Origin of the sequence: Ensifer sp. BR816 (genome assembly GCF_000378985.1) — a bacterium.
Taxonomy (GTDB): domain Bacteria; phylum Pseudomonadota; class Alphaproteobacteria; order Rhizobiales; family Rhizobiaceae; genus Sinorhizobium.
In genome coordinates this window covers 4814152-4829120 of sequence record NZ_KB905370.1, presented here as the reverse complement: position 1 = coordinate 4829120, position 14969 = coordinate 4814152, and the positions used below count along the sequence as shown (strand labels likewise).

The 14969-nt window shown below is 63.3% G+C and carries 16 protein-coding genes; 7 read left to right on the top strand and 9 right to left on the bottom strand.

Annotated elements, in window-relative coordinates; all coding sequences use genetic code 11:
* Positions 1-45 precede the first annotated feature (45 nt).
* Together RHIBR816_RS0123100 and RHIBR816_RS0123095 are read right to left on the bottom strand one after the other, a co-directional pair.
* A complete protein-coding gene (locus tag RHIBR816_RS0123100; RefSeq protein WP_018238973.1) occupies positions 46-1983 on the bottom strand; it encodes a DUF2207 domain-containing protein in 1938 nt (645 codons plus the stop codon).
* A gap of 24 nt (positions 1984-2007) precedes the next feature.
* Positions 2008-2556: a LemA family protein gene (locus tag RHIBR816_RS0123095; protein ID WP_018238972.1), complete on the bottom strand. Its 549-nt coding sequence runs from the start codon at positions 2554-2556 to the stop codon at positions 2008-2010.
* A gap of 188 nt (positions 2557-2744) precedes the next feature.
* Between RHIBR816_RS0123095 and RHIBR816_RS37215 the strand changes: the two genes are divergently transcribed.
* Positions 2745-3116, top strand: coding sequence for a hypothetical protein (locus tag RHIBR816_RS37215; protein ID WP_245262654.1), 372 nt, complete (start codon positions 2745-2747; stop codon positions 3114-3116).
* Here RHIBR816_RS37215 and RHIBR816_RS0123085 read toward each other — a convergent pair whose 3' ends face one another.
* The 5 genes from RHIBR816_RS0123085 to RHIBR816_RS0123065 form a co-directional block, all read right to left on the bottom strand.
* Entirely contained in the window at positions 3117-4079 is a 963-nt protein-coding gene (locus RHIBR816_RS0123085; protein ID WP_018238970.1) for a glycine--tRNA ligase subunit alpha, read from the bottom strand. It abuts the gene before it with no gap.
* A gap of 108 nt (positions 4080-4187) precedes the next feature.
* Positions 4188-4379 (bottom strand): hypothetical protein, encoded by a 192-nt coding sequence (locus tag RHIBR816_RS0123080; RefSeq protein ID WP_018238969.1) that lies wholly within the window; start codon positions 4377-4379, stop codon positions 4188-4190.
* Positions 4380-4486: 107 nt separating this feature from the next.
* Positions 4487-5353, bottom strand: a complete 867-nt coding sequence (locus RHIBR816_RS0123075; protein ID WP_026187338.1) for a S49 family peptidase — start codon at positions 5351-5353, stop codon at positions 4487-4489.
* A 78-nt stretch (positions 5354-5431) separates the two neighbouring features.
* Positions 5432-6205: a tRNA1(Val) (adenine(37)-N6)-methyltransferase gene (locus RHIBR816_RS0123070; RefSeq protein ID WP_026187337.1), complete on the bottom strand. Its 774-nt coding sequence runs from the start codon at positions 6203-6205 to the stop codon at positions 5432-5434.
* 67 nt (positions 6206-6272) lie between these two features.
* The gene (locus RHIBR816_RS0123065) at positions 6273-6494 is read right to left on the bottom strand and encodes a DUF2007 domain-containing protein (RefSeq protein ID WP_018238966.1); all 222 of its coding nucleotides are present in this window, start codon (positions 6492-6494) and stop codon (positions 6273-6275) included.
* 111 nt (positions 6495-6605) lie between these two features.
* Between RHIBR816_RS0123065 and RHIBR816_RS0123060 the strand changes: the two genes are divergently transcribed.
* From RHIBR816_RS0123060 to moaB, 4 genes are all read left to right on the top strand, one after another.
* Positions 6606-7622, top strand: coding sequence for a polyprenyl synthetase family protein (locus RHIBR816_RS0123060; protein ID WP_026187336.1), 1017 nt, complete (start codon positions 6606-6608; stop codon positions 7620-7622).
* A gap of 164 nt (positions 7623-7786) precedes the next feature.
* Positions 7787-9619: a tetratricopeptide repeat protein gene (locus RHIBR816_RS0123055; protein ID WP_018238964.1), complete on the top strand. Its 1833-nt coding sequence runs from the start codon at positions 7787-7789 to the stop codon at positions 9617-9619.
* Positions 9620-9623: 4 nt separating this feature from the next.
* Positions 9624-10535, top strand: coding sequence for a 4-(cytidine 5'-diphospho)-2-C-methyl-D-erythritol kinase (locus tag RHIBR816_RS0123050; protein ID WP_018238963.1), 912 nt, complete (start codon positions 9624-9626; stop codon positions 10533-10535).
* 4 nt (positions 10536-10539) lie between these two features.
* The gene (gene moaB / locus RHIBR816_RS0123045; protein WP_018238962.1) at positions 10540-11082 is read left to right on the top strand and encodes a molybdenum cofactor biosynthesis protein B; all 543 of its coding nucleotides are present in this window, start codon (positions 10540-10542) and stop codon (positions 11080-11082) included.
* A 302-nt stretch (positions 11083-11384) separates the two neighbouring features.
* Here the strand turns inward: moaB and RHIBR816_RS0123040 are convergent, their stop codons facing one another.
* The gene (locus RHIBR816_RS0123040; RefSeq protein ID WP_018238961.1) at positions 11385-11921 is read right to left on the bottom strand and encodes a glycosyl transferase; all 537 of its coding nucleotides are present in this window, start codon (positions 11919-11921) and stop codon (positions 11385-11387) included.
* Between the two features lie 174 nt (positions 11922-12095).
* Between RHIBR816_RS0123040 and RHIBR816_RS0123035 the strand changes: the two genes are divergently transcribed.
* A complete protein-coding gene (locus RHIBR816_RS0123035) occupies positions 12096-13253 on the top strand; it encodes a PA0069 family radical SAM protein (protein ID WP_018238960.1) in 1158 nt (385 codons plus the stop codon).
* Between the two features lie 179 nt (positions 13254-13432).
* Positions 13433-14131 (top strand): ribonuclease HII, encoded by a 699-nt coding sequence (locus tag RHIBR816_RS0123030; protein ID WP_018238959.1) that lies wholly within the window; start codon positions 13433-13435, stop codon positions 14129-14131.
* Between the two features lie 347 nt (positions 14132-14478).
* On the opposite strand, the gene RHIBR816_RS0123025 is transcribed toward RHIBR816_RS0123030, so the two are convergent.
* The gene (locus RHIBR816_RS0123025; RefSeq protein ID WP_018238958.1) at positions 14479-14964 is read right to left on the bottom strand and encodes a F0F1 ATP synthase subunit B; all 486 of its coding nucleotides are present in this window, start codon (positions 14962-14964) and stop codon (positions 14479-14481) included.
* Positions 14965-14969: the final 5 nt, after the last annotated feature.

Here is a 14969-nt window from a genome sequence, read left to right as displayed (position 1 = left end):
CCCGGGTGAAAATGTCATCAAGTGCGGCGAGGAAATTGGCCCTCTCTACCAGCCGCCGCCACCGCCGCCGCCACCACCGCCGCCGGAAAAGCCGCCGCCTGAAGAAAAGCCGGAAGACGAACTCTTGGGCGGAGGCGGCAGCGAAGAGGTCATCGTATCGGCCATCGATCCCGCGAAGCCGCCGATCGTGTCGGAGAAAGATCCGGGACCGAAGGAGTCGCCATGGTACCAGCCTGGCTGGTAGGCAGCCGCTGCCGCGCCTCCGGCTGCGGCCAGAAGCCAGCGATCGAATGTCTCGGTCCAGGGCTTTTCGACGCCGAGTGCTACGGCGTAGGGCAGAAGCGTTTCGAAATGCCGCGGCGACATGTCCGGTGCCCCTTGCATGTTCAGCCGGTCTTTTTCGGCAAGCGTCAGATATTGCCGCAATCCGTCGATGCCATCCATCATCCGGCTGCCGAGCGGCGTCGGCGCGCCCATCAGGTAATAGAACAGGCCGTTGGCGAGGATGATGCCGCCGACCGCGAAAAACAACGGCAGGTCGTCCGCATCGGTCGCCGACGAGACAAGGACCGCCAGAATGCTCGAAACCACCGCAAACAGCACGAAGCCGATGAAGGCCAGCACGACGATCGACAGGATGCGCCGCTTGAGGCTCGAGCCGCGCTGCAACGACTTGCCGACCGAAACGGCGAAACCGGAAACGAAAACGGCGAAGAAAACCGGAACGATGATGAAGGGAAGCGTCTCCTCGCCAAGGTCGCCAAAGATGAAGAGTGCCGCTAGGGCCGCGATCGAAAGCACGACGCCGCCGATGATGTAGCCGGTATTGGCACGGTAATACTTGCCTCGGTGCTCGCGCTCCATGGCGCTGCGGAAGGTCGACCCGGTATCCGCCACAGCCTTGCCGTTCGCCCGATCGATCTTGAGCGTGCCGCCGGCCGTGTCGACTGCCCTCATCAGCGCCGCCTCGCCGCTAGGGAGCTTTTCGCCGCCGCCTTTGCCCGTCGCCGAAATGATGATGGCGTTCTTCAGGTCCTCCAGGACGACATGTCCCTTCACCGCCAGGTTGAGAACCGCCGCCGAGAGCGCAGTCCAACCCTCTCCGGAAAACCCTTTGTTGTCGATGTAATTGACGAGCGCCGGCGAGATGCCGTCCGGTGGATCCCAGCGCGGTACCATGACCCCGCGGGCAGGATCACGTCCGACGCGGACCCAGGCGCGGCCGTAGTAGAGGCTCACGACGACGAGACCGGCGCCGGCGATGACCAGTGCCAGGTGGTCGCGCAGCCACCAGATATTCTGCTGTGAGGCGCTCGGCCGGTCGATGCTGCCCTTCGGCAGCTTGACGGCGATAGTCAGCCCCTCCTGGGGGCGAAGCCTGCGCGTCGTGGCAAAGAAGATCTCTCCCCCCTCTTCGACCGCGCGCGCGTCCTTGCCCGTGGCGCCGTAGCCGCCTGTAAAGACGTCGAGCCCCTGGGCCACGACGCCATCCGGCAAGGTGACGGTCGCGGTCGCCTCCTCGATCGGGAAGGCCCATTCGGTGCCGGTCACGTTCCAGTAGAGCTCGTCGTGATCATCGAAAAAGCGTATCTGGCGGCTGGTCTCATAGGTGATCTGAAATATATGCTCACCGCGGGACAGGAAGACATCGGCGTTGCCGGTATAAATGCGGATGCCGCCGCTCGTCGATTCGGTTCGGTATTCCTCCTCCTCGCCATCGCGTTCGACAGATACGAGCTTGAAATCCACCCGGACGCGCCGGCCGTTCGGATCAAGGAAGGTCAAGGGAAAGTCACGATAAATGCCGCGGCGAATCTGGTTGCCTTCGACATTCGCGGTGATCGTTTCGGTCACCGTGAGCGCTCCGTCCTTGGCGACATCGATGACCGAATGGTAGGAAGAAATGATCTCTTCCGCCGCAGCCGGCCAAGACGCCGCAACGACGAAAAACACGAACGCAAGCGCCGCGAGAAGCCGCCTCATCAGGATTTCCTCTTCCGTGCCGCCTCAGAACTTGACCGACGGCACAGCGCGATCCGCTTCGTTGGTGATCTCGAAATAGCTGGCCTTGGCAAAGCGGAAGGCGCCGGCGATCAAGTTGGAGGGGAAACTTTCGACCTTGACGTTGAGATCGCGGGCAGCGCCGTTGTAGTAACGTCGTGACATCTGGATCTCGCCTTCGATCGTCTCCAGCGAGCCCTGGAGCTCGGCAAAATTCTCATTGGCCTTCAGATCCGGATAGGCTTCGGCGAGCGCAAAGATCCGACCAAGCGCCTGAGAAAGCGCTCCTTCCGCGGCCGCCCGCGCGGCGATGTCGCCCTCGGGAACAGCCTGGGCGCGATTGCGCAGAGCGACGACCTCTTCGAGCGTCGACTTCTCGTGTGCCGCATAGCCCTTCACCGTCTCGATCAGGTTCGGAATGAGGTCGGCGCGACGCTTCAACTGCACGTCGATGCCGGACCAGGCCTCTTCGGCCATCTGCCGCGCCTTGACGAGGCCGTTGTAGACGAACACCAGGTAAAGGATCACGGCGACCCCGATTGCCAGCCCGATCATGAAATGCCCTCCTTCGAAACCCGCGGGAGGTTAGCACCGACTCCGCGTGCGAGATACAGGACCTACAGGCGAAAAGCGTAGATTTCCCCGCTCCAGTTTTGAGGGCATTTGCGCCGTTAGGCCGGCCCCGCCGCAAGGCCGCCGCCCGCCAATCGCACCCGCCCAATCAATGGCTTGCAGCAGTTCTCATGCGACCCGCCGAGCTGTTCCGCCGGGAACGGCGCGACGGGCGCTTGTGGCGGATACTCAAACCATCAGAACAACCGCAACACGCAGACAAGACCATGACTTCGCTCGCCAACCTCATCAACGTCGTCGCCTTTACGGCCCTCTTCACTGCCCATGCGAGCGCAGCACCGGTCGAGAGGCCAACCGGCGTTCGCCGCGCCTTGCAGATCTTCGCCGGGGAGCTGTCGAATGGCCCCTCTCTGGAACCGATGTGGCGGCTCGACGGCAGCGAATTCTTTTGCACGCAACGCGGCGACCGCTCTTCCAGCACGCAGGCGCGAACCAGCCGGCACGCCACCATGCCGTGTGGTCGCAAGATCAGATTGGCCTGATCAGGCCGCGTCCCGCGTCGCGTTTACACCACCCGCTTCGGTCAGCAGGAAGGCTTCGCCACAGGCCTTGGCCAACGTCCGCACCCGCAGGATATAGCTCTGCCTTTCGGTCACGGAGATGACGCCGCGAGCATCCAGAAGATTGAAGACATGGCTCGCCTTGATGCACTGGTCATAGGCGGGAAGGACGCATTTGTGCAGGCGGTTGGTGCTGGCGTCGCCCGGCGCGCCGGCGGCGAGCAGCGCAATGCACTCCCTCTCGGCGTCGATGAAGTGCTGGTGCAACATGGCCGTGTTGGCATATTCGAAATTGTGCCGCGAATATTCCTGCTCGGCCTGCAGGAACACGTCGCCATAGCTGATCTTCTCCGCCCCCTCGCGACCGTTGAAGTTCAGGTCGTAGACGTTGTCGACGCCCTGGACATACATCGCCAGGCGTTCGAGACCATAGGTCAACTCGCCCGAAACCGGCGAGCACTCGATGCCGCAGACCTGCTGGAAATAGGTGAACTGCGAGACTTCCATGCCATCGCACCAGCATTCCCAGCCAAGCCCCCAGGCGCCGAGTGTCGGGCTTTCCCAATCATCCTCGACGAAGCGGATATCGTGCAGCAGCGGATCGAGGCCGATCGCCTCCAGCGAGCCGAGGTAGAGTTCCTGCAGGTTGGACGGGTTCGGCTTCAGGAGCACCTGGTACTGGTAATAATGCTGGAGCCGGTTCGGGTTCTCGCCGTAGCGGCCGTCGGTCGGGCGGCGCGACGGCTGGACATAGGCGGCACGCCACGGCTTCGGCCCGAGTGCACGCAACGTCGTTGCCGGATGGAACGTCCCGGCGCCCACTTCCATGTCATAGGGCTGAAGCACGGCGCAGCCCTTGTCGGCCCAGTAATTGTGCAGCGTCAGGATCAGGGCCTGGAAGGAACGCTTCGGGTTCATATGGTCCGGCAGGGAAGCGGTGGTCATGGATCACGTCCGAATTCTTCTAAGTCTTGGCGGGACAGGTGCCATGCCGCAGGGCAAGGGTCAAGCGCCTTGGCCCGATCCGCCCATCGAACGCCGGACCGGCGGACGTCATTCGTCCTCGCGCTTCAGGCGGTATTCCCCGGTTTTTGGATCCTTGACCAGCGTCCCGTTGGCCCCGGTCTCGCGTTCCCGGCGCACCCGTTCCTGGTGGCGCGTCACCTTTTGGGCATCGGCGATGAACTTGCGGTAGCCGATCCAGGCGATGAGGGCGACGATCAAGAGCAGGATGATCTGTGGCATGGTTTCTCCTCCGCTCCTCCTTGGATCAGACGGGATGCCGGACAGGAGATACAGCACCTTTTGTTACAGCGACCTTGCACGCCTGACCAGATGCCGTACCCATTGTCTCACAGGCCGAAGCGGGCCCAAAGCGCCCTTTCCTCGATCGCTTCGATGAGGCCCGCAGCGGCCGAGGCCGCCAGGGGTGCTGCGATCGATCCGCCAATCGCGGCGCCCGGCTGACGGCGTCCGAAGAGGCTGCGGCTCGGTTGGATCAGCTCCAGGCGTGCCTTCTCGCCGTAGCGTCTCTTCACCTCGCCGCGCATGTCGCCGAGCGCGTCGACGAGGCCCAGTTCCTGGCCGCGCCGACCGGTCCAGAAGAGGCCCGAGAAAATATCGGGATGGTCGGCAAGCAGCGAGCCGCGACGGGACTTGACCAGTCGGATGAAGGTATCGTGGATATCGAGCTGAAGGCTCTTGAGGAACTCGACGTCACGCTCCTTTTCCGGCTGGAACGGGTCGAGCACGACCTTGTTCTCGCCGGCGGTGTAGACGCGCCGCTCGACGCCGACTTTCTTCAGAAGCTCCGGAAAGCCGAAGCCGCCGGAGACGACGCCGATCGAGCCGACGATCGAACTCGGATCGGCAATGATCTCATCTCCTGCAAGCGCGATCATGTAACCGCCGGAGGCCGCGACGTCCTCGACGAAGATCAGCACGCGCTTCTTTTTCTCTTCCGCAAGATCGCGAATGCGCTGGTAGATCAGCCGGGATTGCACGGGCGAGCCGCCGGGCGAATTGACGGAAATGGCAACGGCCGGCGCTCCCTTGACCGAAAAGGCCTTTTCGAGAAGTGGCGCCACGGTCGCGAGATTGAGAGCCGGGCGGAACTGCCCGCCCCCGGACACGATGGTGCCGTGAAGCCGGATCGCCGGGATCGCAATCCCGTCCCTGCGAAAACGCCTCGGCATCAGTTTTCTTACGAACCCGGCCATTTCAACTCCTGCCCGATACGAACCCGACCCTGCATGTATGCATTGGCGCCGCAAACGCAATGGCATGCTTACCGTTAATCATCGGCGGCGATAGGCGCTGCGGCCATTGTTGAGATCATCGACCTCCGGCGAGAACCGATGCGTCCCTTCTGCGTGCATGATCAGCGGCGCGCGGAGCACCAGCCGCTTGCGGCTCTGCTTGATTGCCGTCACCAGGATCCTGACTGCATTCTCGCCGGCACGCGGCAAGAGCGGCGTGATCTCGATGCCGCCGAAACGGCGGCCGCAGGCCGCGATGATCTCGGCGATCGATTCCGGCCGGGCGATGAGCGAAAGCTGCCCGCCCGGCCTCATGATCGCTCCGGCCGTCTTGATCCAGGTCTCGAAGAGATCGTCGCTCATCGCATGCGCTTCGGCCTTGAGGCGATCCGGCGTCCTGCGGTCGGCAGCATCGTTGAACGGCGGATTCATGATGACGTGGTCGAAGGCATCATCCGGCAGGCCGGCCGCAACGCGGGCCTTGCCGTTCAGCGAAACATCCGCCTCGAGCACCGCGACCCGCGCCGCAAAATGGGCGTTCTCCGACAAGGCAAGGCTGCGGCGGGCGAAGTCGGCCATGATTTGCGAACGCTCGACGAGCAGCACCTCGGCCCCTGTGAGCCGCGCGGCGACGGCCATGCCGGCGGCGCCGGCACCCGCACCGAGATCGGCGACGCGGCAGGAACGCTCGCATGAAACGAGCGCGGCAAGCAGCATCGCATCCATGCCAGAGCGATGGCCCTGGCCGAGCGGCTGGATCAGATGAAACCGGCCGCGGTGAAACGCATCCACGGTTTCCGCCGTCGTCGTCATCGTCGTTATCGTCATGGCAGCATCCGCCTCTCGGACGGGCCGCAGTCGCCTCGCGACCAGCAAGGCTTCATTGCCGCAGTTCCTTTTCCAGCCCGGCATCGATCAGAATGCGCCGGGCCCTCTCGGCATCCTCTTCGGCCACCAGAAACCGCCGCGGCAAGAGGCCGAGCGAGCCTTCGAGGATGCTCATGTCCCGATCGGCGATGAGACACACGATCCCCGCATCCTTCATCAGGCTTTCCGCAAAGGAGAGCAGCACGGCGTCGTTGGTGCGGATCAGTTCCTTCATTCGCCTCATTGATCCCGTCTTAAATTGCAGAGGGCGAGGCAATTCGCCTCTTGCCGCCCGAAGCCCCTCTTTCTATTGTCGAACCTGACAACGAAGCAGGAGTCCGGGGCGTTGGGCGTAGTGATACCGCTGGAAGACAATAAAAACAAACCGGCTTCGGTGAAGCCGCTCGTCGGCCTGACGTCCTCCGACATGGAGCGCGTCAACCAGCTCATCCTTTCCAAAGCAGGCTCCGACGTTCAAATGATTCCGGAGGTCGCCAATCACCTGATTTCCTCCGGCGGAAAGCGGCTGAGGCCGATGCTGACGCTCGCCGCCGCCTCGATGTTCGGCTACGAGGGCGACGCCCATGTCAAGCTCGCGACAAGCGTGGAATTCATGCACACGGCGACGCTCCTCCACGACGACGTGGTCGATGAAAGCGATCTCAGACGCGGCAAGTCGACGGCGCGGACGATCTGGGGCAACCAGGCAAGCGTGCTCGTCGGCGACTTCCTGCTCGGACAGGCTTTCCGCATGATGGTCGAGGTCGGCTCGCTCGATGCGCTCGACGTGCTATCGACCGCCGCATCGGTGATTGCCGAAGGCGAAGTGCTGCAGCTCTCCGTCGCCAAGAACATGGAGACGACCGAGGACGACTACCTGCAGGTCATCCGGGCCAAGACCGCGGCACTCTTCGCCGCGGCCTCGGAGGTCGGACCGATCGTTGCGAGCGCCAGCAGGGCCGACCGCAACGCGCTGAAATCCTACGGCATGAATCTCGGCCTCGCCTTCCAGCTCGTCGACGACGTTCTCGACTATGGCGGCTCGTCGAGCGACCTTGGCAAGAATGTCGGCGACGACTTCCGCGAGGGCAAGATCACCCTTCCGGTCATCCTCTCCTACCGTCGTGGCACGCCGGAGGATCGGGCCTTCTGGCGCGAAGCCATCGAGGGCGGCGCCAGCGATGCGGCCAACCTCGACAAGGCCCTCGGACTCATTCGCCGCTACGGCGGATTGACCGACACGATCGCACGCGCCCAGCACTATGGGACGATTGCGCGCGACGCTCTGGCGCCGTTGCCGGCCTCTCCCTGGAAGGCCGCCTTGATCGAGGTGATAGACTTCTGCATCGATCGCGTGAGCTGAACGCCGGCCTAGGAGCAATATTCTCCGCGGGAGGATTTTCTTGCCGCGTTGCGCCAAAAAAGCCATTCTATTCTTTAAGACTTGCGTTCGGCAACTTGCGACCGACTCCGGAACAACCAGCAAAGACGCGGCGAGCCGAGACGATCGGCAACGAAAGGTTTGACATGCGGCATACTAAACTCCTTCGCCTCCTCAGCGGCGCGGCAATGCTGGCTCTTCTGTGCGTGACCGGCAGCCAACAAGCCTTTGCTGAAGACAAGGCGGCTGTCGAGGATGCCCGGCCTTTCGACATCAGGAGCGTCAACACCTTCGCTGGCGCCTTCCTGGCGGGGCGGACGGCCGATGTCGATCGCGATTTCGCGACGGCGACGGCGCTTTATCGCATCGCCCTGCAGTTCGAACCGGACAATAGCGAGGTCAAGCAGCGGCTGATGATCACGCTGCTGATGAGCGGCAAGTTCGACGAAGGCGTCAAGATTGCCGAGCAGCTGAAATCGGATCCGGCCGTCGAGCGAATCACCACGGCCGTCCGCGCCATCGAGGCGATCCGCAAGCGCGAATATCGCAGCGCCCAGAAGCTCCTGAACTATCAGGGTCCGAACGATCTCGACCGGCTGATGAGTACGCTTCTTTCCTCCTGGGCGAAATTCGGGCAGGGCCGGCCCAAGGAGGCAATCGCCCAGATCAAGGCGCTCGAAGGGCCGGAATGGTTCCGGGTGTTCAAGAACTACCATGCCGGCGCGATCGCTCTAGCCGCCGGTGACAAGGCGACCGCACGGGCGCGGCTGAACGATGCCATTCTCGACCGCGAGGGCGGCAGCGCCGCGCCGGATACCTTCATGCGCGCGGTCGAGGCGCTGGCACGCTTCGAAGCCCGCGAGGGCAACAAGCAGAAGGCGCTGGACACGGTTGCCGTCGGCGAGAGCATGGTCAACAACTACACGCCGCTCGAGGCGCTCAGAGCGAACATCGAAGAGGGCAAGCCCCAGGAGCAGCAGGTGCGCAGTGCCGTGCAAGGGGCTGCCGCCGTCCTCTTTTCAATCGGCGGCGCTCTCAACCGCGAGGGTGCCGAAGACATCGTCACGCTCTATCTGCAGACGGCGCGCAGCCTCGATCCGGAAAGCGCCGACATCCTGGTCATGCTCGGCGGTATCGCGGAAAATCTGAAGAAGCAGGACGAGGCAATCGCGCTTTACAAAAGCGTGCCGGCGGATTCGCCGATGCGCCGCGTCTCCGAGCTTCAGCTCGGCTTGGCGCTTGCCAGCGTCGGCAAGGTCGACGAGGCGAAGAAGCACCTGCAGGCGCTGATCGAAGTCGATCCGAAGAACATCCGCAACTACCTGGCCTATGGCAGCGTCCTTTCCGATGCCAAGGCGTACAAGGAGATGGGCGAACTCTACGACCGCGCCGTCGAGGCGATCGGCCCGGTTCCGAAGCGCAGCGACTGGACGGTGTTCTTCCAGCGCGGGATCGCCTACGAACGGCAGAAGATCTGGGAGAAAGCGGAGCCGAGTTTCCTCAAGGCGCTGGAACTCAACCCCAACCAGCCGCAGGTCCTGAATTATCTCGGCTATTCGTGGGTCGACATGAACATCAATCTCGACAAGGGCCTGGAGATGATCCGCAAGGCCGTCGAGCTCAAGCCCGACGACGGCTACATCGTCGATTCGCTCGGATGGGCCTATTTCCGCATGAACCGGTTCGACGAGGCGGTGACCGAGCTGGAGCGCGCCGCCGAACTGATGGCCGGCGACCCGACGATCAACGACCATCTTGGCGATGCCTATTGGCGGGTCGGACGCAAGCTCGAGGCCGTCTTCCAGTGGAACCAGGCGCTCGAAATGAAGCCTGAGGAAGCGGAAGTCCCGAAGATCAGGGCGAAGATCGAGAAAGGCCTACCGCCCATCAAGCCGGACGTCCCGGCCGCGGCGGATGCCAAGGAGACGCTGCCGAAGAAGCCGGGCCCCGAGGTCGCCTCGCCGGACAAGAAATCCTGACGGCATGCAGGCGGACAGCATAGCCGGCTTCGCGCTGACCTGTGCGGCGCCGGCCAAGATCAATCTGGCACTACATGTCGTCGGCCAGCGCGCCGATGGACATCACCTCCTGGAAAGCCTCGTCACTTTTGCAGAGTGCGGCGACCGGCTCGCATTCGCACCGTCGAATGCCGACCGTTTCACGGTATCGGGACCTTTTTCGCGTGATCTGCCGGTCTCGGCGGACAGCAAGAGCGGCAATCTGGTGCTGCGGGCTCGCGATCTGCTGCGGCAGGAGCTGACCGGGCGGGGCGACGCGGCGGGCCCTGTCCATCTGCACCTTGAAAAGAACCTCCCGATCGCCTCCGGGATCGGCGGCGGCTCGGCGGACGCGGCTGCGGCGCTTCGGGGCCTGCTTTCCCTATGGAACGCCGAGATCGCGCCGGAAAGACTCACGAAGCTGGCGCTGGACCTCGGCGCCGACGTGCCGATGTGTCTCGACGGTAGGCCGCTGCTTGCCAAGGGGATCGGCGAAGAGATCACCCCCCTTGTCGAGTTGCCGTCTTTCGCGATCGTCCTTGTCAATCCGCTCGTCGCCGTCTCGACACCGATTATCTTTCGAATGCTCGCCGAGAAGCGCAATCCTCCCCTCGCCCTTCCGCAAGGCGCCCGCACGGGAGCGGACTGGCTGACGGTGCTGACGGGGATGCGCAACGATCTGGAGCGGCCGGCGCGGGCGCTGGAACCGACGATCGAGGCGGTGTCGAACACGCTGCAGGAAACGGATGCCGATCTCGTCCGGATGTCCGGCTCGGGCGCCACATGTTTCGGGCTGTTCGACACCGACGAAAAGGCGGCTGCGGCGGCGCAGCACATTTCCGCCGGTCACCCACGGTGGTACGTTCTCGCCACCCGGACTGCGGGGAAGCAAGGATAAGCCAATGCCCGGCATCGACGAAACACGCCCCTTCATTCCCGTCGGCATCGCCGTCCTCACGGTTTCCGATACGCGCACGCCGGCAGACGACACGTCTGGCGACACGCTCGAGGCGCGGATACGAGCGGCCGGCCATCGGCTCGAGGCGCGCGCAATCGTGTCCGACGACCGGCAGAAGATCTATGATCAGGTGAGGGCCTGGACGCTGGAGGCGTCGATCGACGTCGTCGTCACCACCGGCGGCACCGGCTTCACCGGCCGCGACGTGACGCCCGAAGCGCTGGAGCCGCTTTTCGAGAAACGCATGGACGGGTTTTCCGAGGTCTTTCACCGGATCTCCTACGACAAGATCGGCACGTCGACGATCCAGTCGCGGGCAACAGGCGGCGTTGCCAACGCCACCTTCATCTTCGTGCTGCCCGGTTCGCCCGGCGCCTGCAAGGATGCCTGGGACGGGATCCTGAAGCAGCAGCTCGACTACCGGCACATGCCCTGCAACTTCGTCGAGATCATGCCGCGGCTGGATGAGCACCTGAAGCGCGGCTGAGCGCTCGCCTGTTCCGTTTGGAACAGCCACGTGCGGTTGAAAACCGCTAAGTTACTGCTCGTCAGCCCGTCAGACGGCAATGCACATGGCGAGCATTCCTTTCGGACGAAGCGAAGACGCCTCTTTCCATCTTATCCCCGCGGAAAGAGACACACAGGAGTAATATGACGTGGTGCCCCGCCGTTATGGAGATGGAGCAACACGGCAAGCCCTTTTTGGACAAGGTCATTTGAGAGTCGCTTCAGGGGGTGCCGCAAGGCACACCCCTCTTGTGACGAGAAACGTCGAAAGACCGGGCTGTTTCAGGCCCGCACGGCCGAGGATCGATTGCCGACGGTAACCCACGCCGGAACGAGTTCGGTCACAAGCTTGCGAGCCGCGCGGGCGCTGGCGATGTCGCTGAGCCGCATATTGGCGCGCGCGGCCGCAACGGCGTCCTGCTTTCGCAGCAAGAACCCAGCTTCCAACGGCGCAGCCCGCTGCGACAAGCGCTTGAGAAGCGGTCGACGATGCATGCGCGATGGTGAAAATCGCGCCGGATCCTTGTTGAGCGAGACATACTCGCTGAGTTCGTCCACCCATCGCCCAACGGGACGAGCACCCGGTTCAAGCAGCATCAGCCATTCGCCGCGCGCGGAACGGACGATATCGGCAAGGTCCCATTCGGCGCAGAAGCGGCAGCCGGCCGCATCGGCAACATGGACGGACCCATCGCGCGAGCCGTGATCCAGGATGATGACGTCGCTGACAAGCCCCTCGACGGCCCCGGCGACGAGCACGGACAACGTCTGTGCCAGTTCCGCTTCGTTATCCCTCGTCTCCATTATGATAGTCAGCATAACCGTTCCTAGCGTATCGCCGGTTCAAATACCACAATTCTTCAGGGGTGTTAGCGACCGTGTCTCGAGCATCTCGCGGTGCAACAAATTTTGTTCTTGCTTTGTTCCACTGGGTGCGCTAGGAAAATAATCAGAGCGGAACGATGCTGCAAAATCGGTTCCGAGGAGATTTCCATGACCGAGCTGTCTCAACTCAGGCAGGGCGCATTCGCGCCCGGCAACAGCGCAGAGCTGGCTGAAGCCATCGTCACCGGTACGGGCGTCAGAATAGAGATCGATCGCCGTCGAGGACGCGGTGCCGCCCTCAACATGGGCGGCCGCTTCGAGCCCCGGACCCATGAAGTGTTCGACGACGGGTGGCAGACGATTGAGGAATTGCCGCCGTTCAAGACGGAAGTTCAGGTCGAAAAGCCCCGTAACGTCATCACCCGAAACGAGTCGCCCGACATTTCCTTCGATCGTTCCATCAACCCTTACCGGGGCTGCGAGCACGGCTGCATCTATTGTTTCGCCCGACCGACGCACGCTTATATGGGGCTCTCCGCTGGGCTTGATTTCGAATCGAAGCTGTTCGCCAAGCCGGACGCGCCCCGCCTGCTGGAACGCGAATTGGCGAGGCCTGACTACAAGGTGCGTCCCATCGCGATCGGCACCAACACGGACCCCTATCAACCGATCGAGAAGGAATGGCGCATCATGCGCCAGATACTCGAGGTTCTGAAGGCCGCCAATCACCCGGTGATGATCGTGACAAAATCGGCGATGGTGGCGCGCGACATCGATCTGCTCGCGCCGATGGCGGAAAAGGGTCTGGCACGGGTCGGCATTTCCGTAACCACGCTCGACCGCAAACTGGCACGCACCATGGAGCCGCGGGCCTCGACGCCGAGCAAGCGGCTCGAAGCCATTCGCGCGGTCTCCGAAGCAGGCATTCCAGCCGGCGTCTTGGTGGCGCCGATCATCCCCGCCCTGAACGACCACGAGATCGAACGTGTGCTCGACGCGGCGAAAACAGCGGGCGCCACCGAAGCAAGCTACGTGCTTCTGCGTCTGCCGCTCGAGGTGAGCCCGCTCTTCCGCGACTGGCTGCTGAGAAATTATCCGGACCGCTACAGACACGTGATGGCGCTCGTCCGCTCGATGCGCGGCGGCAAGGATTATGACGCCGAGTTCGGCAAGCGGATGAAGGGCGCCGGTCCCTATGCGTGGCAGATCGGCCGGCGGTTCGAACTGGCGGCCAAGCGCCTGGAGCTCAATCTCACTCGCCGCCAGTTGCGGCACGATATCTTCGTGCCCCCGCTTGGGATGGGCGTGCAACTCTCGTTGTTGTAGGAGGACGCCAGCGCGCACCGACGCGTGTTCAACAGGATGAGCATCAAGGCGGTTTCACCCCAAGTTTCGGTTCCGGCGCCTCCCTTGCCTCAGGATGGCGCTGGCTTTCCTCCCGGTTACCGCCGCACACGTACCGGGGGGCTTGAAGGGAATCGGGCGAATATGCGAGGGTCCCCCGCATGTCACGTCGCAAGTCGCCCGATTCCCCGCTTTTTCCACTCGACCCGGTGCTTCCGGATTTCAGCTTCGAGATCGCTGCACAACGGGACGGTTGGTGGCCGGTCGCAGGCGCCGACGAAGCGGGCCGTGGCCCGCTCGCCGGCCCGGTGGTGGCAGCAGCGGTCATCCTCGACCCGGACGCACTGCCGGTCGGACTCAACGACAGCAAACTGCTGACGGCCGAGCAGCGCGAAGCGCTGTTCAACGAGATCATGGCGACCGCGACCGTATCGATTGCCTCCTCCTCCGCAGCGCATATCGACGCGACCGACATCCTCAAGGCCAGCCTCGATGCCATGCGCCGCGCCATCGACGGCCTGTCGATGGCGGCCCGTTTCGCGCTCATCGACGGGCGCGATGTACCGCCCGGGATCTCCTGCCATGCAAAGGCGATCATCAAGGGAGATTCGCGATCGGTATCGATTGCCGCCGCCTCCATCGTCGCGAAGGTCACACGCGACCGCATGATGGCCCGCGCCGACGCGACCTTTCCCGCCTATGGCTTTGCCATGCACGCAGGCTATGCCACGGTCAGGCACCGAAACGCCATTGACAGCCACGGCCCGTGTTCGTTGCATCGCATGAGCTTCCGTCCGTTTCGGCAGGACCAGGAGCAACCCGTTGCAATGAGCGCTGAACCGCTCGAGGCCAGTTCCTGACGAAGGACGCCTCGCCTACGGCTTGTCCTTGTATCGTGGCCGACCCGGGGACGCATCGTCGGCTGCCGTACGGCAGGGCTCTGTTTTTGATCCTCATTCCTGTGCTGGTCGCAGGTGTCCAGCCAGCCCAAGTGCTCGCGCTGAAGGACTCTTGCGCGCCGCGCCTGTAGCCGATCCGAGAACGGCAATGCCTGCGAATGCGGCGATGCGGGTCGCCGCATCGTGACAGCCGCCATCGCGATCGGCCCGCGCATCGCAGGTTGGAGCAGTTGCCTTTGCGGCCGCCCGTACCACAGAAAAAGCCCCGCGGAAGCGGGGCTCTCAACGTCACGAGATATGTTTGGAGCCTAGTTGAGGCGTCCCTTGACCTCGCCGAGCGCCTGGTTGAAAAGCGCTTGCTGAGCACTTGCATCGGTCTTGGCCGCAAGCACTTTTTCTGCTGCGCTGATCGCGAGATCGACAGCCGTCGCGCGAACCGCATTGATCGCGTCGCTTTCGGCCTGCTTGATCTTCTGCTCAGAGAGAGCCGTACGGCGGGCGACATAGTCCTCGGTCTTCTGCCTGGCTTCGGCGGTCAGCATCTCCGCCTCGCGCTGGGCGGCGGCGACGATGCCGGCGGCTTCGGCCTCGGCATCCTTGCGCTTGCGCTGGTACTCGGCAACCAGCTTCTGCGCTTCTTCGCGCAGGCGCTTGGCTTCCGCCAGTTCGTTGCCGATCTTGTCGGCACGCGCATCGAGCGCTTCGGCAATCTTGCCCGGCACCTTGAGATAGGCGATGAGGGCGAAGAAAAGGATCAGACCGACGAGGGCGTAGAAAGTCGCATCAAGAGCCATGGTTG